Source organism: Streptosporangium longisporum (assembly GCF_039534895.1).
Classification (GTDB): domain Bacteria; phylum Actinomycetota; class Actinomycetes; order Streptosporangiales; family Streptosporangiaceae; genus Streptosporangium; species Streptosporangium longisporum.
In genome coordinates this window covers 1-23,042 of sequence record NZ_BAAAWD010000030.1, presented here as the reverse complement: position 1 = coordinate 23,042, position 23,042 = coordinate 1, and the positions used below count along the sequence as shown (strand labels likewise).

Here is a 23,042-nt window from a genome sequence, read left to right as displayed (position 1 = left end):
GGGCGTTCGCGTGTCCGGGCGGCCTTGACGGGTGTCCGGCCGGATCGAGTACGGAGCTGGGACCGGGACCGGGAGGGCGTCCGGGGAGGGCAGAGGGGCCGGGCTCAGCCGCGGGTCAGGCGCAGGCGGACCTGGGTTCCCGGCCGGCCGGTACGGATCTCCAGCAGGTCGCAGACCTGGCGGACCACCCACAGACCGTGGCCCCGCTGCCCGGGAAGGGCGGGCGGGAGGTGGCCGGGGAAGGGCACGTCCATCGACCCGGAGTCGGTGACGTCACAGTGCACGGACCCGGCGTCGGCCCACAGCCGGAGCTCGCCGTTCCCGCCGCCGTGCTCGACCGCGTTGGTGGCGACCTCGTTGACCGCGAGGACCAGCCGCTCGGCCCGCTCGGCGGGAAGGTCCAGCGTCCTCGCCCAGGCGGCCACCCGCTCCCGCATCCGGGCCAGGTCGGCGTCGAACCGGACGGTCACCCCGGCCCCCGGGGGAGGGGGCGGCAGCGGGAGGCGGTCGGCGGCGTGGGTGAAGGACGCCGGATCCGTGTAGGCGTCGCTGCGGTGCGCGCCGGAGCCGTCCAGCAGCTCCGGGTGGGTGCGCCGGGCGTCCGCGACGACGCGGCCGGGCACCGTCCGCGTGTCGTAGGGGCACAGGATCCAGGCCGGGCTGCCGGCGAAGGCGACGTTGATCACCGACTCGTAGCGGGTCCACTCGGCCTCCTGCCGGCCGTCGCGGCCGTGCCAGACCGGCTCGCCGATGACGCGGATCCGCCGGTGGGCGGCGGAGTGGGTCTCGACGTAGTCGTTGTAGGCGGCCAGGGTCCGTCCCGGCGCGTCGTACCAGTCCCGCGCGACGGCGAACTCCACCTCGTCGGCCGCGTCGCCCAGGGCGGTGCGCAGGAGCCCGGCGTTGGCCTCGGTGGTCACGGCCAGGACCCGGTCGCCGCAGGCCAGGCCGTCCAGGCAGAAACCGGTGGTCGCCGCGAGGAACGCCCGGTCGTCGTCGTAGATCAGCGCCTGGTGGACGAGCCCGGGCGCGGTCGTGTCGGCGGTGAGGGTGCTCATGCGGGGACGGCCTCCAGGTCGAGGATCAGGCCGGGGGTCCGGTCCCAGCCCACCAGGCGGACCACCTCGCCCAGCATGGGGGCCAGGTTCAGCACCCGCAGGCGCCGTCCCGGGGGAAGCAGCGCGGCCGTGCTCGCCAGGTCGCGCAGCCCGGCCACGTCGATGAACTCCAGGCCCGCCATGTCCAGCCGTACGTCGTCGTCCGGGCCGTCGCGCAGGAGGGCCTCCAGGGCCGTGCGCAGGGCGGCGGTGTTGTCCTGGTCCACGATGCCGGCCACCCGCAGCAGCGGGGCGCCCGAGGGGTCGGAGCCCGGGGTGATGCGCAACCGGCCGTCGTGGAACAGCGCGTTCGCCTGCACGCCGCCGTGGTGGCAGCCGACCAGGGCGTCCAGGCGCCCGGAGGGGAACAGGCGGGTGTCGTACTGGCAGATCGCCGCGGACAGGCCCTCGTCGAACAGGGCGGTGACGCGGCGTTCGTAGGTGTCGAGCAGTTCGGTCCCCGGGGCGCCGCGCAGTGCCCAGCCCATCTCCCCGCTGACCCGGAACCCGGTGAACCCCGCGCCGAGGCAGGAGTCCACCTCCCGCCTCAGCATGGCGATCGTCGCGTCGACGTCGAAGCGGCCCGAGGGCAGGTAGCCGTCCTCCGAGGACCTCAGCGTGAGCCGGCCGGTCCGGGTGGCCGCGGCCGTGTCGATCCCGGCGCTCCCCAGCCATCGGCGCACCCGCTCGCCCGCCGGGTCGTCGGTGAGGCACAGCACCCGCTCCCCGGACTCCAGCCCGTCGCCGACGAAGGCCGTGACCACCTCGCGCTGCTCGTTCTCGTGCGAGAACGCCGCATAGAGATGATCACCGGGTCTCACGTCCCTGACCTGGCGCACCACTGCACCCATCACCGCCTCGCCGGGGGAACACGGGGTCCCTGAAGGGTCTCGTGGTTCTTCTCCCTCAGCCTATACCGGGCATTGGATGTCTGAAATATAAGGTTTGCCCGATGTTCAGCCGAGCTTCGCGCCGATCTCCTTGATCCGGGCACGCTGCTCGGTGACGAGTCTGCCGGCCATCCGCGCCGTGGGACGGTGCCTGCCCAGGGCGATGACCACCTGGGACATCCGGACGCCGCTGTCGAGGTGCCTGCCCAGCACGGTCAGCCACATCCTGTCGAAGCCGGCTCCCGAACGTCTCTCCAGGGACGAGAACTGCGCGGCCGACACCATGCCCGGCATGTCGTGGGCCCCGTGGTCGTCCGGGTCGCCCTCGGCGGGCACCTCGGCCTTCCACGACCGCAGCCAGCCGGTCATCAGCTCGATGTCGGCCGACTCGCCCCGGACGAGGGCGGCGGCCAGGTCGCGCACGTAGGGGTCGTCGGTCCTGTCCTTCACCAGGCCGGCGAGCCGGATCGTGCAGCGGTGGTGGGAGATCATCTCCTGGGAGAACCGCACGTCCGCGTCGCCCCGGTCCGATCCCACCCCCATCGCGTGGACGGGAGGCGGCGCCGCGGCCACCGACGAGCACCCGGCGGTCAGCATGGCGGAGACCAGCAGGGTGGCGGTCAGGGACCGTCGTCTGCGCGACCGCCGGGTGCTCATCGTGATCACTACCCCTTTCGTACGGGTGGGAAGGATCGTTCGTGCCGTTCCACCGTGAGATACGCGGCCTCCGGTGCGGTGGTTCAGGCTCCGCGGGAGATCGTGCCGCGAGATCTCCGGACGGTGCTCCGGGGACGCCCGGCCGCACCGGCCCGGCCCTGTATCGGCCCGGCCCGACCCTGTATGGGCCCGGCCGCACCGGTTCGGCCCTGTATCGGCCCGGCCGGTGAACGGATCAGCCGTGCTCGGAGATGCTCTCCAGCCAGGCGCGATGCAGGCCGGCGAAGCGGCCGGTACCGCCGATCAGCTCGGCGGGCGGGCCGTCCTCGACGATCCTGCCGCCGTCCATCACCAGCACCCGGTCGGCGATCTCGACGGTCGACAGGCGGTGCGCGATGATCAGAGCCGTCCGGTCCGTCAGGACGGTCTGCATGGCCCGCTGCACCAGCCGCTCGCTGGAGACGTCCAGGCTGGAGGTCGCCTCGTCGAGGATCAGCACCGCGGGATCGGCCAGGAACGCCCTGGCGAACGCCACGAGCTGCCGCTGCCCGGCCGACAGCCGGCCGCCGTGCTTGCCGACCTGGGTGTCGTACCCCTCGGGGAGCGCCGAGACGAACGTGTCCGCGCCGATCGCGCGGGCCGCGGCCACCACGTCGGCCATGCTCGCGTCCGGCCGCCCGAACCTGATGTTGTCCGCGACGGTGCCGCTGAACAGGAAGTTCTCCTGGGTCACCAGGACGATCGCGGCGTGCCGCGTCTCCTCGCCGAGGGCACGCAGGTCGACCCCGTCCAGCAGCACCCGCCCGGCCACCGGGTCGTAGAACCGGGAGACGAGCTTGGCCAGCGTGGTCTTGCCCGCCCCGGTGGTGCCGACCAGCGCCACCGTCTGCCCGGCCGGGACGACCAGGTTCAGCCGGGGCAGCACCGGGGTGCCGTCCAGGTAGGAGAACTCCACGTCGCGGAACTCGATCCTGCCGCGGGGATCGTCCAGCGTCACCGGGTCGGCCGGTTCGGCCACGTCCGGACGCTCCTCCAGCACGCCGGAGAGCTTCTCCAGCGCCGCCCCGGCCGACTGGAACGTGTTATAAAATTGCGAGATCTCCTGCATCGGCTCGTAGAACTGGCGCAGGTAGAGCAGGAACGCGGCCAGCACGCCGACGGTGACCTCGCCCTGGACGGCCAGCGTGCCGCCGTACAGCAGCACGGCCGCGATCGTCACGTTCCCGATGAGCTTGACGCCCGGCGAGAAGACGGCGATCAGCCGCATGCTCCGCATGTTGGCGTCCCGGTAGTCGGTGTTGAGCCGGGAGAAGATCGCCTGGTTGCGCGGCTCCCTGCGGAACGCCTGCACCGCGCGCATGCCGGTCATCGACTCCACGAAGTGCACGATCACCAGGGCCACCGTCTCCCTGGTCCTGCGGTAGACGATGCTCGACTGCCGCCGGAACCAGCGGGTGAACAGCGCGAGCACCGGCAGCGGCAGCAGCGCCACCAGGCCGAGGTGGACGTCCAGCGCCAGCAGCAGCACGGCCGTGCCCACCAGGGTCAGCACGGCGGTGACGAGGTCGTCGAACCCCGACTGGAGCATCTCGGAGATCGCGTCGATGTCCGAGGTGAGCCGGGAGACGACCCGGCCCGAGGTGTAGCCGTCGTGGAAGGAGAGCGAGAGCCGCTGGAAGTGGTCGAAGACGCGCCGCCGCAGCTCCAGCAGGATGCCCTGGCCGAGGCGCCCGGCCATCCTGAGGAACACCTGCCGGGTCACCAGCTGGACGGCCGCGGCCACCAGGATCGCCGCCACCACCGTCACCAGCGTCCCCGGCCCGGACCCCGCCAGCATCGGCGGGATGCCCGCGTCGATGCCCACCTTGACCAGGTAGGGGATGGAGAGCGAGGCGACGTTGCAGGTCACGATGATCGCGACGAGCACGATGATCTGCCTGCGGTACGGGCCCAGCAGGTCGCCGAGCAGCCGGCGGGACCTGTCGCGCAGCAGGAACGACACCTGCTCCGACAGCTCGTCCTGGTCCTCGGCGGCGACCCCGCGCCACTCCCGCGTCCCGTCGCCGTCCTCGTCCCCTTCCCCGCCTTGGTTCCCGTTCCCGTGCCCGTTGTTCGCGGTTCCGGGGCCGGGGACGGTCGCCGCCCCGTCCGCGGGCCCGGTCCCCCCGGGGCGGGCCGGTGCGGCGGGTTCGGTCGTCGTGGCCGCCTCCGGCTCCGTGCGGGTCCCGGTCCGCCCGGCCGGTTCGCTCCTGCTCATCGCAGCACCTCCTGCGCGTCCTGGTCGGCCGACAACAGCGCCCGGTACTCGGGCACGCTCGCCATCAGCTCGTGATGGCGGCCCACGTGCGCGATCGTGCCGTCCAGCAGCAGCGCCACCCGGTCGGCGAGCAGCACGGTGGAGGCCCGGTGGGCGACGACGATCCCGGTGGCCTCGCGCAGCACGTGCCGCAGCGCCTCCTCGACCAGGGCCTCGGTCTCGACGTCCAGCGCCGACAGGGTGTCGTCCAGCACCAGGATCCTGGGACGGCTGAGGACCGCGCGGGCCAGCGCGAGCCGCTGCCGCTGACCGCCGGACAGGGACATGCCCTGTTCGCCGATCCTGGTCTCCAGCCCCCACGGCAGCCGGTACACGAACCCCGCCTGGGCGACCCGGAGCGCCTCGGTGATCTCCTCCTCGCTCGCGTCGTGCCGTCCCAGCGTGAGGTTCTCCCTGACGCTCATCGAGAACAGTGTCGGCTCCTCGAAGGCGGTGGCGACCAGCGAGCGCAGCGTGGGCAGCGGCAGGTCGCGCACGTCCACGCCGTCGATGGTGATCCGCCCGGCGCTCACGTCGTACAGCCGGGGCACCAGGGAGACCAGGGTGGTCTTGCCCGAGCCCGTCGCGCCCACGACGGCCACCGTCTCACCCGGCCGCACCTCCAGCCGGACGTCGCGCAGCACCGGCTCGGCGGCACCGGGGAAGCGGAACTCCGCCCCCTCGAAGCGCAGGTGCCCGCGGGGACGCTCGATCGCGCGGTCCCCCCCGACGATCTCCGGCTCGGTGTCGAGGACCTCCATCACCCGGTCGGCCGCGGTCATCGCCTCCTGGCCCATCGTGAGGATGAAGCCGAGCGCCGAGATGGGCCAGACCAGCTGGAGCATCAGGGTGGCGAAGGCCACCAGCGTGCCCAGCGTGAGGGTGCCCGAGCCGACCGCGAGGGCGCCGAGCAGCAGGACGAGCGCGAGCGTGATGTTCGGGATCACCTCCAGGAAGGTGAAGAACCTGGCCGACAGGCCCACCTTCTCCATCGAGGTCCCGTACACCTTCCTGGCCCCCTCCTCGAAGATCCCGGAGACGTACCGCCCGCGGCCGAAGGACTTGATGGTCCGGATACCGGCCGCGGACTCCTCGACGACCGTGGCCAGGTCGCCCTGCTCGTCCTGGACCCGGCGGGAGATGGTGATGTACCGGCGCTCGAAGCGCAGCGAGGTCACCACGATGGGCACCGCCGAGACGACCACGAGCAGGCCGAGCGGCCAGTACATGTGCAGCAGCAACCCGGTCACCGTGACGATCTGGACGGCGATCAGGACCAGGAAGAGCAGGCCGAAGCCGAGGAAGCGGCGGATCGCCGACAGGTCGGTCGTGGCGCGGGAGAGCAGCTGGCCCGACTGCCAGGCGGCGTGGAAGCCCATCGGCAGCCGCTGCAGGTGGGCGTAGAGGTCGTCACGGATCCGGGTCTCCAGGCCCAGGACGGCCTCGGCGAGCATCCACCGCCTCAGGAAGACGAGCACCGCCTCGATCACGCCCAGGACCAGGGCCAGCAGGGCCAGGGGGAGCACACCCGTGCTGTCGCCGCGGGCGACGGGACCGTCGATGATCTCCCGGCCGATCAGCGGGATGACGATGCCGATCCCGACCGCGGCGAACGCCGGGACCCAGATGAGGACGAGACGGACGGCATAGGGGCGGAGATAGGACTTCAGCCTCCACAGGGAGGCGGCCCTGCCGCCGGGCCGGGCCGGTGGCCCAGGGGAGCGCGGGGTGCGAGACTCGGTGTCGGTGTCGGTGTCGGTGTCGGTGGTGTCGGCGTCGGCGTCGGTCGTTTCGGTGGCTCCGGTATCAGGGGGCATCGGCAGATGACACGCTCCTTACGGTGTTCACCGGGACGGTGACCGTTCAGGGCATGGCGGGCCGGACCCCGTGTTCTGTCGACCGGTTCTCGCCCGTGCCACCGCCGCCGGTGGCCGCCCCGCCGGATCACCGTCGCCCGTACGGCACGGGCGAACCTCCAGTCTCCGTTCCGCGCCGCGAGGGCGGCAACTGATTTGACGGTTCCCATCCCGTAACCACCAGGTCAGGCGACGTGATGACTCCGCCGGCGACCCCGGTTTTACCCGGGCCGCAGAATCTCCGCGGGGACGGCGGGCCGCCGCGAAAAAAAGGGAGGCGACGGCGAGCGAGGTGGTTGTAGGGTCGGCGACATGACCTGGCGACATTGATCCTGAACACGAGGTCGGTCCGGCACGCGCTGCCGCGGACCCCCGGAGATGCCGAGCATCCCGAGTCCGTACGGTTCCCGCGAGAAGGACCCCATGACCACTTTCTCTTCACGCACGTCCGGCGTGCCCGCCGGGCGCGCGAAGCGCCTGGCCGCGACGCTCTACGCCTACGCCTTCCTTGATGAGTTCGTCCTGCTGTACCCGTTCTACGCGCTGCTGTTCGTGGAGACGGGCCTGTCGACCGCCGAGATCTCCTCGCTGATGGCGATCTGGTCGATCACCTCCGTCGTGATGGAGGTCCCCTCGGGGGTGCTGGCCGACGCCGTCTCACGGCGCCTGCTGCTCGTCCTCGCGCCGCTGCCGGCCGCGGCCGGTTTCACCCTGCTGGCCGTCTCCTCCTCCTACTGGCCGTTCGCCGTCGGCTTCGTCCTGTGGGGCCTGTCCGGCGCCCTGCAGTCGGGGGCCCTCGAGGCGCTGGTCTACACCGAGCTGGACCGTCTGGGCGCCGCCGGTCGCTACGGCGCGGTGATGGGACGTGCCCGTGCGATCGGCACGGGCGCGGCCATGGCGTCCATGGCCGTGGCGGCCCCGGTGTTCGCGCTGGGCGGCTACCCCCTGGTCGCGATCGGCAGCGTCCTGGCCTGCCTGCTCGCGGCGGCGGTCGCGCTGACCTTCCCCGAGCACCGCGGACGGACCGCGCCGCGGGACGAGCCCGGCCGCGACGAGCCCGGCCACGGCGACGATGTCCCGCAATCCGCCCGGGGCGCCGATCAGGACGCCACCGAGGAGGAGGCGCCGGGCGGCTACGTCACGATCCTGCGCGAGGGGCTGCGGCTGGCGCGCACCGACCGGACGACGCGGCGGGCCCTGCTGCTGGTGCCTGCGGTGACCGCGCTCTGGGGCTCGCTGGAGGAGTACACCCCGCTGCTCGCGCTCGGCATCGGTGTGGCCACGCACGTCGTACCGCTCCTGGTGCTGCTGGTCGCCGTGGGCATCGCGGCCGGAGGTGTGCTCGTGACCTTCGCGCACGGTTCCGGGGACCGGGGACTCGCCGGGATCCTGGCGGCCGGGGCGCTGGCACTCGGGGCGGGGGCGGCGAGCGGGAGCGTGGCGGGCTTCGTCGCCGTCGCGGCGGCCTTCTGCGCCTTCCAGGTGGCGAGCGTGCTCGCCGACGTACGGCTCCAGGAGAGCATCACCGGCCCCGCCCGCGCCACCGTGACCTCGCTGGCCGGGCTGGGCACCGAGCTGGGCGCCGTCCTGGTCTACGGGGGCTACGCCGCGGCCTCGGCGTTCGCCGGCCATGACACGATCTTCATCGCCTCGGCGGTGCCGTACCTGGCCCTGGCCCTGATGCTCCTGGTCACCGGGACCCGCTCGCGCGGGGCCGCCCGGCCGGGCCCGGCCGCCACGGGACGGGGAGGCCGGCCCTCGGCCGCGGGACCGGGCGGTGACTGACGCCTGACCGACCGGACGTCCTCCTGACCCATTTTCCCGGCGCCCGCTTCCTCGGATCGGGCGCCGGAGCCGGCCGGGGAGGCGTCCGGCCACGGGCCGGTCAAGGCCGGCCACAGGCCCGGCTCTACAGGTGCCGCATCCACACGTTGGGTTCCACGTACTCCCCGAGATCGGCCTCCCGGTCGATGGTGACCGGGACGAGGGCACCGGGAACGACGTACGAACCGGAGTCCGGGAACTCCATGGACGCCCACCTCTGCCATTCGTCGACCGTGCCGGTCACCGTCATGGAGCGCTCCGCCGGGCAGAGGATCCGCGCCCCCATGCGGTGATGGGTGCGCAGCCATGGGTCGAAGGGGCTCCCGTCCCGCCTCACCCAGGTGACGAATCGCTCCATGGGGGTCAGCGGGTAGCGGGCCTTCGCCACGGCTCCGGCCGCCCGAACCGGTTCGCCGCCCGAGCGAACAGGCCATCCGGCCCCGCCACCCGCGCAGCGACATCATGGGCCGCAAGAACCGATGCCGGAGTACCGAGCCCGGGAGACCGGACGTCAGGGGGTTTCGCCGAACCGTGCCCGCCACGGTCCGGGCAGGTCCTGCCGTTCCCAGTCGTCGGTGTAGGCCGGGGGCCTGACGCCCCGGTAGGTCACGATGACGTCGTGGCCGCGTTCCCGGAATCCCTGGATGCGCCGGGGCATGGTGTCGCCGAACCGCTGGGCGATGGCCTGTGACTCGCAGCCCAGCAGGTAGCCGAGCTGGGCGCCGCCCTGCCCGTAGATCACGCACGGCCCCTTGATCCGGGGTCTGAGCTCCTCGGCGGCGGCGTTCATGACGTCGCGGTCGGCGCGGACACCCGACGACATGGCGACGGCGACGGTGCCCTGGAGGATCAGGTGAGCCGCCACACCGGCCAGGACCACCGGTACGGGGACCAGCCGTGCGGCGGTCGCGACGGGGAGGGCCAGCAGGGCGTACGCCGGGAGCAGGAAGCGAGGGGCGGCGTAGTCGACGTAGAAGAAGTACGGCAGCGCCATCGCCACGGCCGTCGCCGTCACCAGCGCGAGCGCGCGGAACCATTCGGTGTTCCGAGCCGCCCACAGGCCCGCGCCCGCGGCCAGCGGGATCGCGATCCACCAGATGAGCAGGACGGGGGACACGCCGCCGCACTCGACCCCGAAGCGGCACAACGCCGGCCCGTCGAGGGCGCGGGCCTGCTCGTCCAGGGTGACGGTCAGCCCGGTGTCGTTGTGTTCCCCGGCCGCCCCGAGGCGTTCGGTGACCCCGCCGAACCGGGCGATCGCCTCGGCCGTCCACTGGCCCCAGCCGATCGCCAGCCCCGCGGCCAGCGCCGCCGACTCCCGGAACCGCCGCTGCCACAGGGCGTAGGCGGCCAGCGGCACCGCCAGCACCAGCGCGTCGGTCGGCCGCATGAGCGAGACGAGCACCATGGAGGCGCCCAGGCCCAGTGGCGTCCCGGTCAGCAGGAAACCGGTGGCGGCGACCGCGCCCAGCGCGACGTAGAGGTTGGGCATCGCCTGGTTGCCGTAGAAGAGGGACAACCAGCATCCGGCCAGCAGCAGGGCGGCCAGCGGCACGACCCAGTGGTTCCTGACCCGCAACCAGACGGCGAAGGCGCCGAAGAGGGCGGCGGAGGAGACCAGGGTCAGCCAGATCCGCAGCACGACCACCTCGTCGGTGATCGCCACGATCGGCGCGACGAGGAGCGGCACCCCCTGGGCACGCGGGGCGGAGTAGACGGCGGGCGGCGCGTGGGCGGCGTACTGGGAGGCGTAGACGGCCTCGTCCCAGCCGATCCCCATGCCGAGGGTGGGGATGAGGAGCTGGGCGGTGAGGTAGAGCAGCGCCACCCCCGCGAGCAGGACCGCAGGGGTGGTGTCGACCTCTCGACGAACGATGATCATGGCGCCCTCCCGATACCCCGGAAAGGCTTCTCTAACCTGCGGGCGATCGGGCACACCTGACCGGCAGGAGAGTCTTCCCTGAGGGCGTTGGCCCCGGACCCTCGGACGTCAGGTGTCCGTGCCCACCAGGCCCGCCTCGTAGGCGATGATCGCCGCCTGGACGCGGTTGTTCACGCCGAGACGCTGCAGTATCGCGCTGACGTGGGCCTTGACGGTGCCCTCCGACAGGAACAGCGCGCGGCCGATGTCCTGGTTGGGCATGCCCCGGCCGACGAGCGCCAGCACCTCGCGCTCGCGCGGGGTCAGCGACTCCACCCGCCCGCGCGCGGTGCCCGCCCTGGCGAGCCTGCCGCCCAGCCGCGCGATGACCTTCCGCGCGATCCTCGGCGACAGGTACGCCCCGCCGTCGGCGACCGCCCGTACCCCGATGATCAGTTCGCGGGGGTCGGCCGCCTTCAGCAGGAACCCGCTCGCGCCCTCGTCGAGGGCCCTGGCGACGTACTCGTCCTCGTCGAACGTGGTCAGCATGACGACCGCGACCTCCGGCATGGTGGCACGCACCTCGGCCGCGGCGGACAGGCCGTCCAAGTGGGGCATCCGGATGTCCAGCAGCACGACGTCCGGCCGGTGGGCGCGCGTCAGCTCGACCGCCTCGCGCCCGTCGCGGGCCTCGGCGACCACCTCGACGCCCTCGTCGGTGGCCAGGATCGCCCTCACCCCCGCCCGGATCATGGCCTCGTCGTCGGCCAGCACCACCCTGATCATCGGTTCTCCCCGCCTCCTTCCCCCTCCTCCGGCGGATCCTCACCGGAGGAGGGGTCGCCACGGCCGTACGGAACCCCCGCCCGGTCGTACGGCAGCCGCGCCGTCACGGTGAACGCTCCGCCGCCCGGACCGGCCCGCAGCGTGCCACCGAGCAGCCGCACCCGCTCGCGCAGGCCCGCTATCCCGCTCCCGCCGCCCGGCGGCACGGCAGAGGACGCGGGCGCGGGGACGGGGTTGGACACGGGGACGGGGTTGGACACGGTGACGGTGACCGTGTCGCGGGTCCGCTCGACGCGGACGAGCACGTCCGTCCCGGGGGCGTGGCGGGCGGCGTTGGTCAGCGCCTCCCGCACCACCCGGTGAGCCGCCCTGTCCACCAGCGGCGGCAGGGGTGTCCGCTCGCCGGTGTGATGGAGGGCGACCGCCATCCCGGCGCCGCGCGCGCGGTCCACCAGTGCCTCGACGGACTCGTCCGGCGGCTCGGTCGAGGCCGTGCCGCTCTCGCGCAGCGCGCCGAGGGTGTGGCGGAGCTCGTCGGTCGCGGTGACCGCGGAGGCCCGCAGCCGGGCCGCGGCCTGCCGGTTCTCCTCGGTCATGTCCGCGGCCAGCTCCAGCGCGCCGGCCCGCAACGCGATCAGCGCCAGCTCGTGGCCCAGCGAGTCGTGCAGGTCCGCGGCGATGCGGGCGCGTTCGCGCAGCGCGACGCGTTCGGCGATGAACTCCCGCTCCCGGCCGAGCCGGGCGATCCGCTCCCGGCCCGCCTCCACCAGGTCGGCCTGCTGGCGCCGGAAGCGGCCCGCCAGCCACGGCAGCACCGTGAACAGCGCCAGCACCAGCAGGGCACCGGCCCCGACCGAGAGGTCCAGCGCGCCGGTGACGACCCCGGGCAGCGCGACGGCGGCCAGGATCTCCCGGTCGCGCCGTACCGGCAGGTGGCGTCCGTGCAGGTAGGCGGCCACGGCGAGCAGCAGGAGGAACAGCTGCCGCCACAGCGGGACGTGATCGAGGTACAGCCCGTTGAGCAGGGCCGATCCCGCGATCACCGCCAGGATCGCACCGTTTCTCACCTGCCCGACACTACCGATCGCAGCCTGAGCAGCCGTACCGCGGTGGTGACGGCCCCGGCCGCGGCCACGACCGCGAAGGTGATCGTCAGCGGTGCGGCGAAGTAGGTGAGCTGCTCCCAGGTGACCGTCCGGCCGTTCGTGAGGAAGGAGATCAGGTCCGGGTAGAGGGCGAACAGCTGCACCGGCAGCAGCACGGGCAGCAGCCGCGCCCCGATCCACCAGCGGGGGCTCCCGGCCCGGCCGCTCGCCCAGCGGCGGGCCCGCAGCACGCCCAGCACGCCCAGACCCGCCGCGGCCGGCGCGATCAGGCCCAGGACCAGCTCGAACGTCTGCCTTTCACCGCCCGGCACCTCGGGGGTCCGGCCCTCGCTCATCGCGACGAGACCGGCGAGCACGGTGTAGGTGTCGTCGTGGAGGGCGGCGCTGTTGGTCATGACCGCGAAGCCGTACCCCGTCTCCGGGGCGATCGCCTGCACCGCGGTGTAGGTGAACAGATTGCCCGGGTGCACGAGGAGCCTGGTGCCGTTCAGCCTCTCCTCGCCCCAGCCCATGCCGTAGTCGCCCACCGCCGAAGGCGCGTGCATGGTCTTCAGGCTCTCCGGCGTCACCGGCCCCCCGCCGCCGGTCTGGCCGATCAGCCACCGGCCCATGTCGGCCGCGGTGGTGACGAGGCCGCCACTGCCGCCGTCGCGGAAGGCGGGCAGCTCGGGGCGCGCCACCCAGGCGCCGTACAGGGAGTTGAACCCTTCGGACGGTGTGACGGCCCGGTCGCCGACGGCGCTGCCGGTCATGCCGAGCGGGCCGAGGACGCGTTCCCTCAGGTGGTCGCCGAAGCCGCGCCCACCGGCGACCTCGACCAGCCGGGCGGCCACGTCGTAGTTGACGTTGCAGTACTCCCAGCGCGTACCGGGGTCGGAGGCCAGGGTGCCGGTGGCCAGCGTGGACACGTAGGCGGCCAGGGATCCCGCCGCCTGTGCCGCGCCGATGTCGACGGTGGTGTCGGACAGGCCCGAGGTCTGGTTGAGCAGCTGGCGCACGGTGATGCGGGCGGCGCGGGGGTCGGCCATCCGGAACTCCGGCAGCCGCCGCGCGACCGGTTCGTCCAGGGAGATCCTGCCGTCCTCGACCAGCGTCATGACGGCCATGGCGGTGAAGGACTTGCTGACCGAGGCGACGCGCATCGGGGTCCGCTCGGTGACCGGCTCGCCCTTCGCGTCGCGCCCGTATCCGGCGGCGTGCACGACCCGGTCCCCGTGGGTCACGACGACGGACATCCCCGGCAGGCCGGTGGACTCCATGACCGCGCCGAGGTAGGCGTCGACGGCGGCCGGGGCCGGCTCGGCGGGCGATGCGGCGGCCGATGCGGCGGCCGGTGCGGTGAAGGGGGCGACGGCCCGCGCGGCGGGGGACACGGCGAGGGGGAGGACGACCGTGCCGATCGCCACCGCCAAGCCGATGAGCGTGCGTTTCATGACGAAGAACCTAGGAACCGGCGGCCTCGGCGGAATCCGACGATCGGCCACGACCACCCCTGACGAAAGTCGGGTCCCCTCCGGGCCCGGACGCGTCCTCGACGGCATCGCCGCGGGCCGGCCCTCCCGGGGCACCGGCCGCCCGGACGGCCCGCGGGAGTCTCCCGGGCCGTGTAATCGCCCTGCAATCCCCTGTCGATGACGGCGGTGGAGACTTCGGTCATCCCGGAGCCGTCCACCCGGAAAGACGCGCGGTGGAGCTCCACCCCTTCCGCACGAGAAGAGAAGGACTGCGATGTCCCATTCCGCCCCGGCCTCCACCGGTACCCAGGAGATGAAGGCCACCGTCGCCGCGATCAACGCGAGCGGCACGACACTGGACACCGCCGCCGCCAAGATCGTCGATGTCATCGGACTGCCGTCGTTCCAGCAGGCGCTGGCCGAGCGTCCCGAACTCCGCGCGCTGGAACCGCTGCGGGCGGTCGACCTGATCTCCTCCTCGCTGGCCGAGAGCCTCTTCGTCGGCGCGGCCGACGATCAGGACGTGCTCATCGAACTCGAGGGCGAGCTCGTGGCGGTGCCGGCCGGGCAGCGCGAGGTGCTGCGCTCGGCGGTCACCAGGGCGCTCGGCGCGAAGGTCACCGCGGTGGGCACGCTGCTGAAGGCCACGGCATGAGCATCCTGACGCTGCTGACGCCCTCTGCGCGGGTGATCGGCAGGGAGACGATCCGGCGGCACGCCACCCGCAGGATGATCACCGGGGTGACCCCTCAGAGGATCACCGTGCGCTCGTACGGGACCGGCGTACGCCCGCCGGGGTTCAGCCTGGCCGAACTGATCGGCAACACCGTCTCCTTCCTGAGCGAGTACCTGTCACCGGCCGCGCCCCCGCAGGCCACCACGCCCGCCACCCCGGCCCCGGCCCCGGTTCCCGTCACGGCTCCGGACGACCGGTCGCGCAAGGAGCCTGCGGACCCGTGGGCGGGCGAGGCGACGTGGACGGCCGTCGACAGGTACGGCATCCCGTGCGATCCCGGCCGCCTCGACAGGCTCTACCGCACGCACGGCGTGCCGCCCGAGGCGCTGTTCCGCGACGGCATGCCCGCCCCGGGCGACGACTTCGACCTGCGGAGGCACCAGGGACGCACCGTCGCACGGGAGAGGACGAACGACGCCTTCTACGGTGCCTGTCACGTCGCGGTCTGGGGGGACGACGAGGGGCCGGCGTTCGACACGACCGACCGGTACATGTCGGTGATCAAAGACGGCTACGGCTACGCCATGCCGAACCAGCTCGGGAACATCGACATCGCCGAGATGGAGACCGTCGTGCACATGGTCCCGCCGCACAAGATCGTGGCCGTGCTGGACAAGCACACCGGCGAGATCCACCTCAACCCGGCGAATCCGCAGGACCTCTCCGGCGAGCTCACCGAGCAGCTCAGGAAGATATGGGAGATCGGCCTCCGGAAGGGCATCTACCGGAAGCCCGAAGGTTCCTGACGCCATGACGAGGTGGCCGGGGGTCCGGTTCCCGGTCACCTCGTCGCGGTGGGGTCGCCGGGCCCGCTCAGCGGCCGGCGGGGCGGGGCAGGCCCAGCTCGGCGAAGACCGGGCGGTGGTCGGTGTTCGCCAGGGCGTGGACGCCGAAGGCCCGCACCGCCATGCGCGAGTCGGCGAGCACGTGGTCGATCGTCACACCGGGGACCGGTGACCAGCCCTGCTGCGGCCAGGTGGGCGTCAGGCCGTGCCCGGTGACGTCGGCCGCGTCCCGGTAGCCGCTGCCGAGCAGGTCGCGTACCTGCCGGTGGTCGAGGGTGGCGTTGAAGTCGCCGGCGAGCACCCGCAGCCGGCCGCCCGCCCGGGGCAGTGCCCGCAGCCCCGCGTCCCAGCACGGGACCCTGCGGCCGAACCGGGGCGCGCAGGGGTGCACCGAGACGACCTCGATCTCGTGGCCGCTCGGATGCCTGACCACCCCCCGCGCCTGCCGGAAGCCGCCCAGCTCGATCATGGGATTTTCGGTGATCGGGTGCCTGGAGTAGACGGCCGAGCCCCGCACCCCCTCGACCGCGCGGTCCACGACGTGCGGCATGCTCTCGCGCAGGCCGGCCTTCTCCAGGCGCCCGCGCGCCGCGGGGGTGACCTCCTGGAGGGCCAGCACGTCCGGGCCGAGGGAGCGTACGAGCCTCATCAGCGCGTCGGTGTCCCCCGCGCCGACGGCCAGGTTCGCGGCGAGCACCCGCAGCCGTCCGTCAGAGGCGGGGTGGGCGGTGTCACCGAAGTGGCGGGGGAGCACGGTGGCCGCCAGGACCACGCTCGCGACCAGGGCGAGGGCCGCGGCGGCCCGGCGGCGCAGCCCCAGCGCGATCAGCAGGGGCAGCACCGAGGCCGCCGCCACGTACGGCGTGAACGCCACCAGGGGGACCCACTGCCACACCGGGGTCCAGCCGCCGGCCCTCAGCACCGCCCACACCGCGCACGGCAGCACCGCCAGCCAGACCGGTACGCTCACCCATCTCGATCTGATCATGTATCGGGAGGATAACGACACCCCGTGCAGTTTCCGTGAAGATCATGACGTTTATCCGCGCAGACGCGGGCGGATCGGCCCTCCTGCGGGTCCGCCGTGGCGGTCAGCGCTCCCGGGTGAGGTCGTAGGCCTGGGCGACCAGCTCGTAGGAACGGATCCGGTCGGCGGGGGTCGTGGACCATCGTCGTGATCATCAGCTCGTCGGCCTCGGTCCGTTTGCGCAGGTCCTCCAGCCCGTGGCGCACCTCGCCGGCGTCCCCGAGCACCACCTTGGACAGGTAGTCGTCGAGGAAGTCCCTCTCGATCGGGCTGTAGGGGTGGTTCTCGGCCTCCTCGGGCGTGGGGACCGGCTGCGGGGCACCGCGGCGCAGCCGCAGCATCGACAGGCCGCCGGAACGGGCCAGGCGCAGCGCCCGCTCGGACGTGTCCGCGGCGACGGCCGAGACACCGATCATCGCGTACGGCCGGTCGAGGACGGCCGAGGGCTGGAACGAGGACCGGTAGAGCTCCAGGGCCGGGACGGTGTTGCCCGCGCTGAAGTGGTGCGCGAACGCGAACGGCAGGCCGAGCATGCCGGCCAGCCGCGCGCTGAAGCCGCTGGAGCCCAGCAGCCAGATCGGCGGGCGGCCCGACTCGGGGGAGCGGGGGGGTGGCGACGACCCGCTCCAGCGGGTGTCCCGCGGGGAAGCTCCCGTCCAGGAACGAGGTCAGCTCGGCCAGCTGCTCGGGGAAGTCGTCGGCGTCCAGGCCGTGCCGGCGAAGGGCCCGCGCGGTGGCGGGGTCGGTGCCCGGGGCCCGGCCCAGGCCGAGGTCGATGCGGCCGGGGTGCAGGGCGTGCAGGGTGCCGAACTGCTCGGCGACGATCAGCGGGGCGTGGTTGGGCAGCATGACGCCGCCGGAACCGAGCCGGATGGACGTGGTCGCCGCGGCCAGATGGGCGATCAGCACGGCCGGGGACGAGCTGGCCACCGAGGGCATCCCGTGATGCTCGGCCACCCAGATCCGGTGGTACCCCCACTCCTCCGCGCGCCTGGCCAGCTCGGTGCTCGCCCTCAGCGTCTCGGTGGGCGTGATCCCGGCGCCGACGACGGCCAGCTCCAGGATCGACAGGGGGACCTCACAGGAGCCGCGGGCCGTCCCGCGGATGTCGTCTAGAGCCATGAAGGCGGCAACCCGGCGGGCCGGGGGTTTATTTCGGCCGCCCGGTTCTCCGCCGTGACGATCCTGCGACGGTCCCGCGACGGTCCCGGGCCGGGAACCCCGGCCCGGGACCGGTGCCGCTACTCCGTAGCGCCGGACGGGTCCTCGGCCAGCAGGTCGGGTGACCGTACGCCGGTGTAGATCAGGGCGGGGGGAACGTTGCGCCACACCGGGCCGAGGGTGCCCACGGTCGCGAACGTGGAGTGCATCAGCCCGCGGAAGTTCCGGAAGCGCTGGAACGGCATCACGGTCAGCGTGGTGACCGTGCTGAACCTGCCACCGGGAGCCAGCGAGGACGCGATCTCCTCCAGGATCAGCTTCTGCTGCGCGTCGTCGAACAGGGTCCAGGGGAGGGAGGAGACGATCGCGTCGGCGTGCGAGAGACCGGCCTCCCTCAGGATCTTGCCAAGGTCACCGGCGTCACCGGTGATCACTTCCAGCCAGGGCCGGGTGCGCCGGAGATGACGCACCATGCCCTCGTTGATCTCCAGGGCCAGCTGCCGTCCGCCCGGGGGCATCCGGTCGCGGATGGCGTCACTGATCACTCCGCCTCCGGCACCGAGTTCGACGACGACGGCGCCGGGGCTGTCCGGGACGATTGACGCCGCGAGGCGGGCGATGGCCTTCGAGCTGGGCGCGATCGCTCCCAGCTGCTGGGGATTGCGCATGATCGCGCCGAGGAAGGTGAGCGTGTCACCACCGGCGGGACGAGTTTCAGACAGCATCGCCAGCTCATTCCCCCAGTTGAGAGGGTTATGCCACTTTAACGGGCTTTGATGGAGTGGTCTGGGCCACCCGCGTCCGGACCTGGGCGTCAGGGCCGCACGGATCACCGAACGTTCCGTGGAGCGTCGTCCTCAGGCGGTGCCGTGCCCCGGGACGACGACGATCCGGCGAGCGCGGAGTGCCGGTAGGAGTAGGCGAAGTACACGACCAGGCCGATCAGGAACCACGCCAGGAATCGTACCCAGGTCTGCCACTGCAGGAAGGTGATCAGCCAGATCGAGAAGAGGATCCCCACCGCGGGCACCACGGGCATCCCGGGGCAGCGGAAGGTCCGGGGCAGGTCGGGGCGCCGCCGCCTGAGCATGATCACCGCCGCGCACACGACCACGAAGGCGAGCAGGATGCCGATGTTGGTGAGCTCGGCCGCCTCCGCGATGGGCAGGAACCCGGCGATGATCGCGGAGATGATTCCGGCGATCCAGGTCACACGCGTCGGCACGTGCCGCGTCGGGTGCGTCTTGGCGAACCACTTCGGCAGCAGGCCGTCCCGGCTCATCGAGAACCACACCCGGGTCACACCGAGCATGAACGTGAACATGACGGTCAGGATGCCGATGATGGCCCCCACAGCGATCAGGTCCGCCAGCACCCTCAGGCCCACCGACTGGAACGCGGTGGAGAACCCGCTCTCCGGGTCGATCTCGGTGTACTTCTGCATGCCGGTCAGCACCAGGCAGGCCAGCACGTAGAGCACCATCGAGATGGCCAGGGAGTAGACGATCGCCCGGGGCATGTGGCGCCTCGCGTCCTTGGACTCCTCCGCGGCCGTGCTCATCGCGTCGTAGCCGAAGACCGCGAAGAAGACCGTGGCCGCTCCGGTGAAGGCGCCGCCGATGCCGTACGGGAAGAACGGCGTGTAGTTGGCGGACCTGACGTAGAAGGCGCCGACGGCGATGACCACCACCACGACGGCGACCTTGAGGATGACGACGGCCATCTCGAAACGGGCCGCGCTGCGCATGCCGAGGTTGAGCAGGCCGGCGATCAGCAGGCAGAGCACGGCGGCGAACAGGTCCACCCGGTGCCCGGCACCGGTGCCCGGCGCCCCCAGCATCCAGGCGGGCAGCTGCAGCCCCAGGTCGGTGAGGAGGAAGGAGAAGTAGCCGGAGATGCCGATGGCCACGACCGCGACGATCGCGGTGTACTCCAGCAGCAGGTCCCAGCCGATGAACCAGCCCACCAGCTCGCCCAGCACCGCGTACCCGTAGGTGTAGGCCGATCCGGCCTTGGGGATGAGGCCGGCGAACTCCGCGTAGGAGAGCGCCGCCGCGGCGCTCGCCACCCCGGCGATCAGGAACGACACCACGACGGCTGGCCCCGCCACCCCGTTGGCCACGGTCCCGGCCAGCGTGAAGATGCCCGCGCCGATGATGCCGCCCACCCCGATGGCGGTGAGCTGCCAGAGCCCCAGCACGCGGGTGAGCCGGCCGGCCTGGCCGCCCTCGCCCTCCTCGATGTCCTCGATCGGTTTCCGGCGGAACACCCCCGACCCGCCCCGGGTCACAGCCATGACGCATCCTCTCCCGACGACCGGCACGACGCCCGCACCCGCACGCCCGCACGCCCCGGCCACTCCGACCGCTCGAACCACCCGGACCACGCGACGACTCGCCCGACCATCCGCCCATACCCGTTCCGATACGCGATCTCCCCGTTCACCGAGGGTATCTTTCCGATCACCAAGAGTCGCGGAACCCGGATCGCGCCCGCCCCTGCCCGGCGGCGGCGAGGCGAGGTACCGTCGTCTTATCGGGTCCCGGTCATGAGGGGAAGCCGCCATGCCAGACGATTCCGATCACGTGCTCGACTCCATCGACGGTGCCGTCGACGAGTGGCTCGCCATGAGCGACGACTCGATGCGCTGGACGCCGCCGGAGACGGTGCGGTCCAAACCCGTGCGTTCCCTGCCGGTGCCGCCGTTCCCGCAGGTTCTGGAGAACCTCCTGCACGAGGTGGAGGCCCGTCTGGGCCCGCCCGCCCAGGCGGTGGTGGACGCCTTCCGTCCCCTGGGGGAGGGAGTGGTCGACGCCGTCTCCACCTTCCTGGACAGTCCGCCGGTACGTCACCTGCTGGACCCGCCGGAGGACCCCGGGGCCGCCGGTCCCGGAGAGACGACCGGTCCGGGGAGCGCGACCGTCTGGGCGGACGCCGTCGGCGCGCAGGACACGACCGGTGAGCGGGACGCGACCGGCACGCGGGACACGGCCGGCGCGCAGGACGCGACCGGCACGCGGGACACGGCCGGTGAGCGGGACGCGGCCGTCCTGGAAGAGGCGGCCGTCCTGGAGGACGCGGCCGGCACGCAGGAGACGACCGGCCCGGAAGGCGCGACCGGACGCGAAGAGGCGACCGGCACCGAAGGCCGGACGGCGCCGCCGTCGCCGTAGCGGCCCCGGCCCCTCACCTGCCGGACACCCACCGGACGGCACCGCCCCGGGCCCGGTCCGGTGCGAGCCGCCGTCCGAGCTCCGATCCCGGCCCCGGCCCGCGCCCGGCTCCCCCGGCTCCACCCGTCCCCGCCCCGATCCGCGCCTTGACCTGCCCCGATCCGGCCTCCAGGGACGAACCCACTCAAGATCGGATATCTGCCGACGCGTAGAGTTTTCTGGTGAGGGCAGGTGCCATGACCGCCCGAGCCGGAGAGGTGGACGCGTCCGACCACGCTGCGTGAGCCGATCGCCTCACTTCTCCCAGAAGTGGCCCGTGAAGTGCGGAACCTCTTTTTTCGGGCAAAGAACAAAAAATCCCGATGAACCGGCTTACTTCTGGAGTGATGAAATGGCGGGTCTGGCGGGGCCGATCGCAGTCGGCGTCGAAGAGGAGTTTCACGTCGTCGATGTGGAGACCCGGCACCTCGTTCCACGAGCCGGCGTACTGCTGGAGCAGTTACCGGCCGACCGGTTCACCCACGAACTGCAGCGCTCGGTGGTGGAGGCCAACAGCAGGCCGTTCGTGCGCCTGGAGGACCTCGGCCACGACCTGACCGCGCTGCGCCGCACCGTGATCCACGCGGCCGACGACCTCGGCCTGGGGATCGTGGCGGCCGGGAGCGTGCCGCTGGTCGACCTGGAGGCACTGAAGATCTCCCCCGACCCCCGCTACGAGCAGATGCTCGCCGACTACCAGCTGCTCACCCGCGAGCAGCTCATCTGCGGCACCCAGGTGCACGCCGACGTCGAGGACCGCGACCTGGCCGTCGCCGTCGCCCACCGGCTGGCCCCCTGGCTGCCCCCGCTGCTCGCGCTGAGCTCCAGCTCGCCGTACTGGCTGGGCTCCGACACCGGCTACGCCAGCTACCGCCCGCTGCTGTGGCAGCGCTGGCCCACGGCGGGCCCGGTCCCCCGCTTCGAGTCGGCCGCGGAGTACGACCGGGTGGTGCAGGACCTCATCGCCTCCGGCGTCATCACCGACCCGGGCATGATCTACTTCGACATCCGGCCCTCGGACCACCTGCCCACCATCGAGCTGCGGGTCTGCGACGCCTGCCCCCGGGTGGGCGACATCGTGCTGATCGCCGGGCTGTTCCGGGCACTGGTGGCCCGGGAGCTGGACGCCGTCCAGAACGGCCCGGAGCGTACGGTCCGGCTGGAGATGGTCCGCGCCGCGTCCTGGCGGGCGGCCCGCTCCGGGCTGGAGGGCGAGCTCGTCGACCCGATCGAGGGCACTCCCGCCCCCGCCTCCGAGGTGGTCCGGCGCATGATCAACGGCCTGCGCCCGCAGCTGGAGGAGTGCGGCGACTGGGAGCTCGTCACCTCCCTGGCCCGGGAGTCGCTGGCCAGGGGCAGCTCCGCGGCCCGCCAGCGCCAGGCGTTCGCCCGGAGCGGCAGGCTGGCCGACGTGGTCGACCTGGTCGTCGCGGAGACGCGCTCCGAGGAGTGGGAGACCGCCTTCGGCGGGCCGATGCCCAGGATGCACACCAGCCTCCTGGACGGCTACGAGGCCCCCGGCGACGAGGCGATCATCGAGGGCACCGTCCGCGAGTCCTACCAGCCGATCCTGACCGTCCTGGACCGGATGGGCGCCGGCGGCCTGCGCGAGACCGAGCGGCGCCGCGACGACCACCAGCGCACCCACGGCATGACCTTCCAGGTGGAGGGCGGCGGCGAGAGCCGGATCTTCCCCTTCGACCTGGTCCCCAGACTGGTGCCGGCCGACGAGTGGACCGAGGTCCAGCGGGCGCTGCCGCAGCGGATCCGGGCGCTGGAGGCGTTCCTGCACGACGCCTACGGCGAGCGCCGGATCATCCGGGACGGCGCGATCCCCGCCTGGGTGGTCGACGAGTCCCCCGGGTACCACAAGTCCGGCCGCAGGGTGCCGAACGGCACCGTGCGCTGCACCGTGGCCGGGCTGGACCTGGTCCGCGACAGCGTCGGCCGCTGGGCGGTGCTGGAGGACAACCTCCGGGTGCCCTCGGGCCTCGGGTACTCCGTGACCAACAGGCGGCTGATGGCCGAGGTGCTGCCGGAGCTCCTCCCCGGTGACGCCGCCTTCGACCCCGCCGAGGGCCTGCACACGCTCCGGAAGGCGCTGCTGGCCGCGGCCGGCGGCGACCCGGAGAGGCTGGCCGTGGTCACCGGCGGTCCCAGCGACTCCGCCCACTACGAGCACCGGATGCTCGCCGAGGAGATGGGCGTGCCCCTGGTGCTCCCGTCCGACCTGTCCTTCAGGAACGGCCACCTCGAGGTCGCCGGGCGCCGGATCACGGTGCTCTACCGGCGGA

19 protein-coding genes and 1 pseudogene are annotated in these 23,042 nt (G+C 72.7%); 5 read left to right on the top strand and 15 right to left on the bottom strand.

From position 1 onward, the window contains the following. Positions 1-104 precede the first annotated feature (104 nt). The 5 genes from ABD832_RS39590 to ABD832_RS39570 form a co-directional block, all read right to left on the bottom strand. The gene (locus ABD832_RS39590; RefSeq protein WP_344907198.1) at positions 105-1,058 is read right to left on the bottom strand and encodes an anti-sigma factor RsbA family regulatory protein; all 954 of its coding nucleotides are present in this window, start codon (positions 1,056-1,058) and stop codon (positions 105-107) included. Then, the gene (locus ABD832_RS39585) at positions 1,055-1,948 is read right to left on the bottom strand and encodes an MEDS domain-containing protein (protein ID WP_344907195.1); all 894 of its coding nucleotides are present in this window, start codon (positions 1,946-1,948) and stop codon (positions 1,055-1,057) included. Before ABD832_RS39585 ends, ABD832_RS39590 begins: the two co-directional genes overlap by 4 nt. 105 nt (positions 1,949-2,053) lie before the next feature. Further along, complete coding sequence (locus ABD832_RS39580) at positions 2,054-2,644, bottom strand: DUF305 domain-containing protein (RefSeq protein ID WP_344907192.1); 591 nt, start codon at positions 2,642-2,644, stop codon at positions 2,054-2,056. A 235-nt stretch (positions 2,645-2,879) separates the two neighbouring features. Beyond that, positions 2,880-4,901, bottom strand: coding sequence for an ABC transporter ATP-binding protein (locus tag ABD832_RS39575; RefSeq protein ID WP_344907189.1), 2,022 nt, complete (start codon positions 4,899-4,901; stop codon positions 2,880-2,882). Then, positions 4,898-6,757, bottom strand: coding sequence for an ABC transporter ATP-binding protein (locus ABD832_RS39570; protein WP_344907186.1), 1,860 nt, complete (start codon positions 6,755-6,757; stop codon positions 4,898-4,900). The genes ABD832_RS39575 and ABD832_RS39570 overlap by 4 nt, the downstream gene beginning before the upstream one ends. A gap of 462 nt (positions 6,758-7,219) precedes the next feature. On the opposite strand from ABD832_RS39570, the gene ABD832_RS39565 reads away from it, so the two are divergent. Further along, entirely contained in the window at positions 7,220-8,581 is a 1,362-nt protein-coding gene (locus tag ABD832_RS39565; protein WP_344907182.1) for an MFS transporter, read from the top strand. Between the two features lie 124 nt (positions 8,582-8,705). On the opposite strand, the gene ABD832_RS39560 is transcribed toward ABD832_RS39565, so the two are convergent. The 5 genes from ABD832_RS39560 to ABD832_RS39540 form a co-directional block, all read right to left on the bottom strand. After that, entirely contained in the window at positions 8,706-9,008 is a 303-nt protein-coding gene (locus ABD832_RS39560) for a hypothetical protein (RefSeq protein WP_344907179.1), read from the bottom strand. Between the two features lie 123 nt (positions 9,009-9,131). Further along, positions 9,132-10,502, bottom strand: coding sequence for a hypothetical protein (locus tag ABD832_RS39555; protein WP_344907177.1), 1,371 nt, complete (start codon positions 10,500-10,502; stop codon positions 9,132-9,134). Positions 10,503-10,610: 108 nt separating this feature from the next. Next, positions 10,611-11,267: a response regulator gene (locus ABD832_RS39550; RefSeq protein ID WP_344907174.1), complete on the bottom strand. Its 657-nt coding sequence runs from the start codon at positions 11,265-11,267 to the stop codon at positions 10,611-10,613. After that, positions 11,264-12,334, bottom strand: a complete 1,071-nt coding sequence (locus tag ABD832_RS39545; RefSeq protein WP_344907172.1) for a sensor histidine kinase — start codon at positions 12,332-12,334, stop codon at positions 11,264-11,266. The genes ABD832_RS39550 and ABD832_RS39545 overlap by 4 nt, the downstream gene beginning before the upstream one ends. Further along, positions 12,331-13,806 (bottom strand): serine hydrolase domain-containing protein, encoded by a 1,476-nt coding sequence (locus ABD832_RS39540; RefSeq protein WP_344907169.1) that lies wholly within the window; start codon positions 13,804-13,806, stop codon positions 12,331-12,333. Before ABD832_RS39540 ends, ABD832_RS39545 begins: the two co-directional genes overlap by 4 nt. A 295-nt stretch (positions 13,807-14,101) precedes the next feature. On the opposite strand from ABD832_RS39540, the gene ABD832_RS39535 reads away from it, so the two are divergent. Together ABD832_RS39535 and ABD832_RS39530 are read left to right on the top strand one after the other, a co-directional pair. Continuing rightward, positions 14,102-14,482, top strand: coding sequence for a hypothetical protein (locus ABD832_RS39535; RefSeq protein WP_344907165.1), 381 nt, complete (start codon positions 14,102-14,104; stop codon positions 14,480-14,482). Beyond that, on the top strand, positions 14,479-15,309 hold the full coding sequence (locus tag ABD832_RS39530) for a hypothetical protein (protein WP_344907162.1): 831 nt from the start codon (positions 14,479-14,481) through the stop codon (positions 15,307-15,309). The genes ABD832_RS39535 and ABD832_RS39530 overlap by 4 nt, the downstream gene beginning before the upstream one ends. Positions 15,310-15,376: 67 nt before the next feature. Here ABD832_RS39530 and ABD832_RS39525 read toward each other — a convergent pair whose 3' ends face one another. The 5 genes and pseudogenes from ABD832_RS39525 to ABD832_RS39505 all read right to left on the bottom strand — a co-directional run bounded on the left by ABD832_RS39525 (position 15,377) and on the right by ABD832_RS39505 (position 19,832). Continuing rightward, positions 15,377-16,336, bottom strand: a complete 960-nt coding sequence (locus tag ABD832_RS39525) for an endonuclease/exonuclease/phosphatase family protein (RefSeq protein ID WP_344907159.1) — start codon at positions 16,334-16,336, stop codon at positions 15,377-15,379. After that, on the bottom strand, positions 16,333-16,944 hold the full coding sequence (locus ABD832_RS39520) for an LLM class oxidoreductase (RefSeq protein ID WP_344907326.1): 612 nt from the start codon (positions 16,942-16,944) through the stop codon (positions 16,333-16,335). The genes ABD832_RS39525 and ABD832_RS39520 overlap by 4 nt, the downstream gene beginning before the upstream one ends. Positions 16,945-17,038: 94 nt before the next feature. Further along, a pseudogene (locus ABD832_RS39515) lies at positions 17,039-17,497 on the bottom strand (MsnO8 family LLM class oxidoreductase); the annotation flags it as partial. A gap of 119 nt (positions 17,498-17,616) precedes the next feature. After that, positions 17,617-18,261, bottom strand: a complete 645-nt coding sequence (locus tag ABD832_RS39510) for a class I SAM-dependent methyltransferase (RefSeq protein WP_344907156.1) — start codon at positions 18,259-18,261, stop codon at positions 17,617-17,619. 104 nt (positions 18,262-18,365) lie between these two features. Next, positions 18,366-19,832: an amino acid permease gene (locus ABD832_RS39505; RefSeq protein WP_344907153.1), complete on the bottom strand. Its 1,467-nt coding sequence runs from the start codon at positions 19,830-19,832 to the stop codon at positions 18,366-18,368. 268 nt (positions 19,833-20,100) lie between these two features. Here ABD832_RS39505 and ABD832_RS39500 point away from each other — a divergent pair, with 268 nt between their 5' ends. Together ABD832_RS39500 and ABD832_RS39495 are read left to right on the top strand one after the other, a co-directional pair. After that, entirely contained in the window at positions 20,101-20,709 is a 609-nt protein-coding gene (locus ABD832_RS39500; protein ID WP_344907150.1) for a hypothetical protein, read from the top strand. A 391-nt stretch (positions 20,710-21,100) separates the two neighbouring features. Further along, positions 21,101-23,042, top strand: a 1,942-nt coding sequence (locus ABD832_RS39495; protein WP_344907147.1) for a glutamate--cysteine ligase, incomplete at its 3' end; no start/stop codon positions are given.

Coding starts and splice junctions, on each gene's coding strand:
- ABD832_RS39500 (WP_344907150.1), top strand. CDS start 20,101: ATGCCAGACGATTCCGATCACGTGCTCGACTCCATCGACGGTGCCGTC.
- ABD832_RS39565 (WP_344907182.1), top strand. CDS start 7,220: ATGACCACTTTCTCTTCACGCACGTCCGGCGTGCCCGCCGGGCGCGCG.
- ABD832_RS39510 (WP_344907156.1), bottom strand. CDS start 18,261: ATGCTGTCTGAAACTCGTCCCGCCGGTGGTGACACGCTCACCTTCCTC.
- ABD832_RS39575 (WP_344907189.1), bottom strand. CDS start 4,901: ATGAGCAGGAGCGAACCGGCCGGGCGGACCGGGACCCGCACGGAGCCG.
- ABD832_RS39580 (WP_344907192.1), bottom strand. CDS start 2,644: ATGAGCACCCGGCGGTCGCGCAGACGACGGTCCCTGACCGCCACCCTG.
- ABD832_RS39530 (WP_344907162.1), top strand. CDS start 14,479: ATGAGCATCCTGACGCTGCTGACGCCCTCTGCGCGGGTGATCGGCAGG.
- ABD832_RS39570 (WP_344907186.1), bottom strand. CDS start 6,757: ATGCCCCCTGATACCGGAGCCACCGAAACGACCGACGCCGACGCCGAC.
- ABD832_RS39505 (WP_344907153.1), bottom strand. CDS start 19,832: ATGGCTGTGACCCGGGGCGGGTCGGGGGTGTTCCGCCGGAAACCGATC.
- ABD832_RS39550 (WP_344907174.1), bottom strand. CDS start 11,267: ATGATCAGGGTGGTGCTGGCCGACGACGAGGCCATGATCCGGGCGGGG.
- ABD832_RS39590 (WP_344907198.1), bottom strand. CDS start 1,058: ATGAGCACCCTCACCGCCGACACGACCGCGCCCGGGCTCGTCCACCAG.
- ABD832_RS39540 (WP_344907169.1), bottom strand. CDS start 13,806: ATGAAACGCACGCTCATCGGCTTGGCGGTGGCGATCGGCACGGTCGTC.
- ABD832_RS39585 (WP_344907195.1), bottom strand. CDS start 1,948: ATGGGTGCAGTGGTGCGCCAGGTCAGGGACGTGAGACCCGGTGATCAT.
- ABD832_RS39555 (WP_344907177.1), bottom strand. CDS start 10,502: ATGATCATCGTTCGTCGAGAGGTCGACACCACCCCTGCGGTCCTGCTC.
- ABD832_RS39525 (WP_344907159.1), bottom strand. CDS start 16,336: ATGATCAGATCGAGATGGGTGAGCGTACCGGTCTGGCTGGCGGTGCTG.
- ABD832_RS39535 (WP_344907165.1), top strand. CDS start 14,102: ATGTCCCATTCCGCCCCGGCCTCCACCGGTACCCAGGAGATGAAGGCC.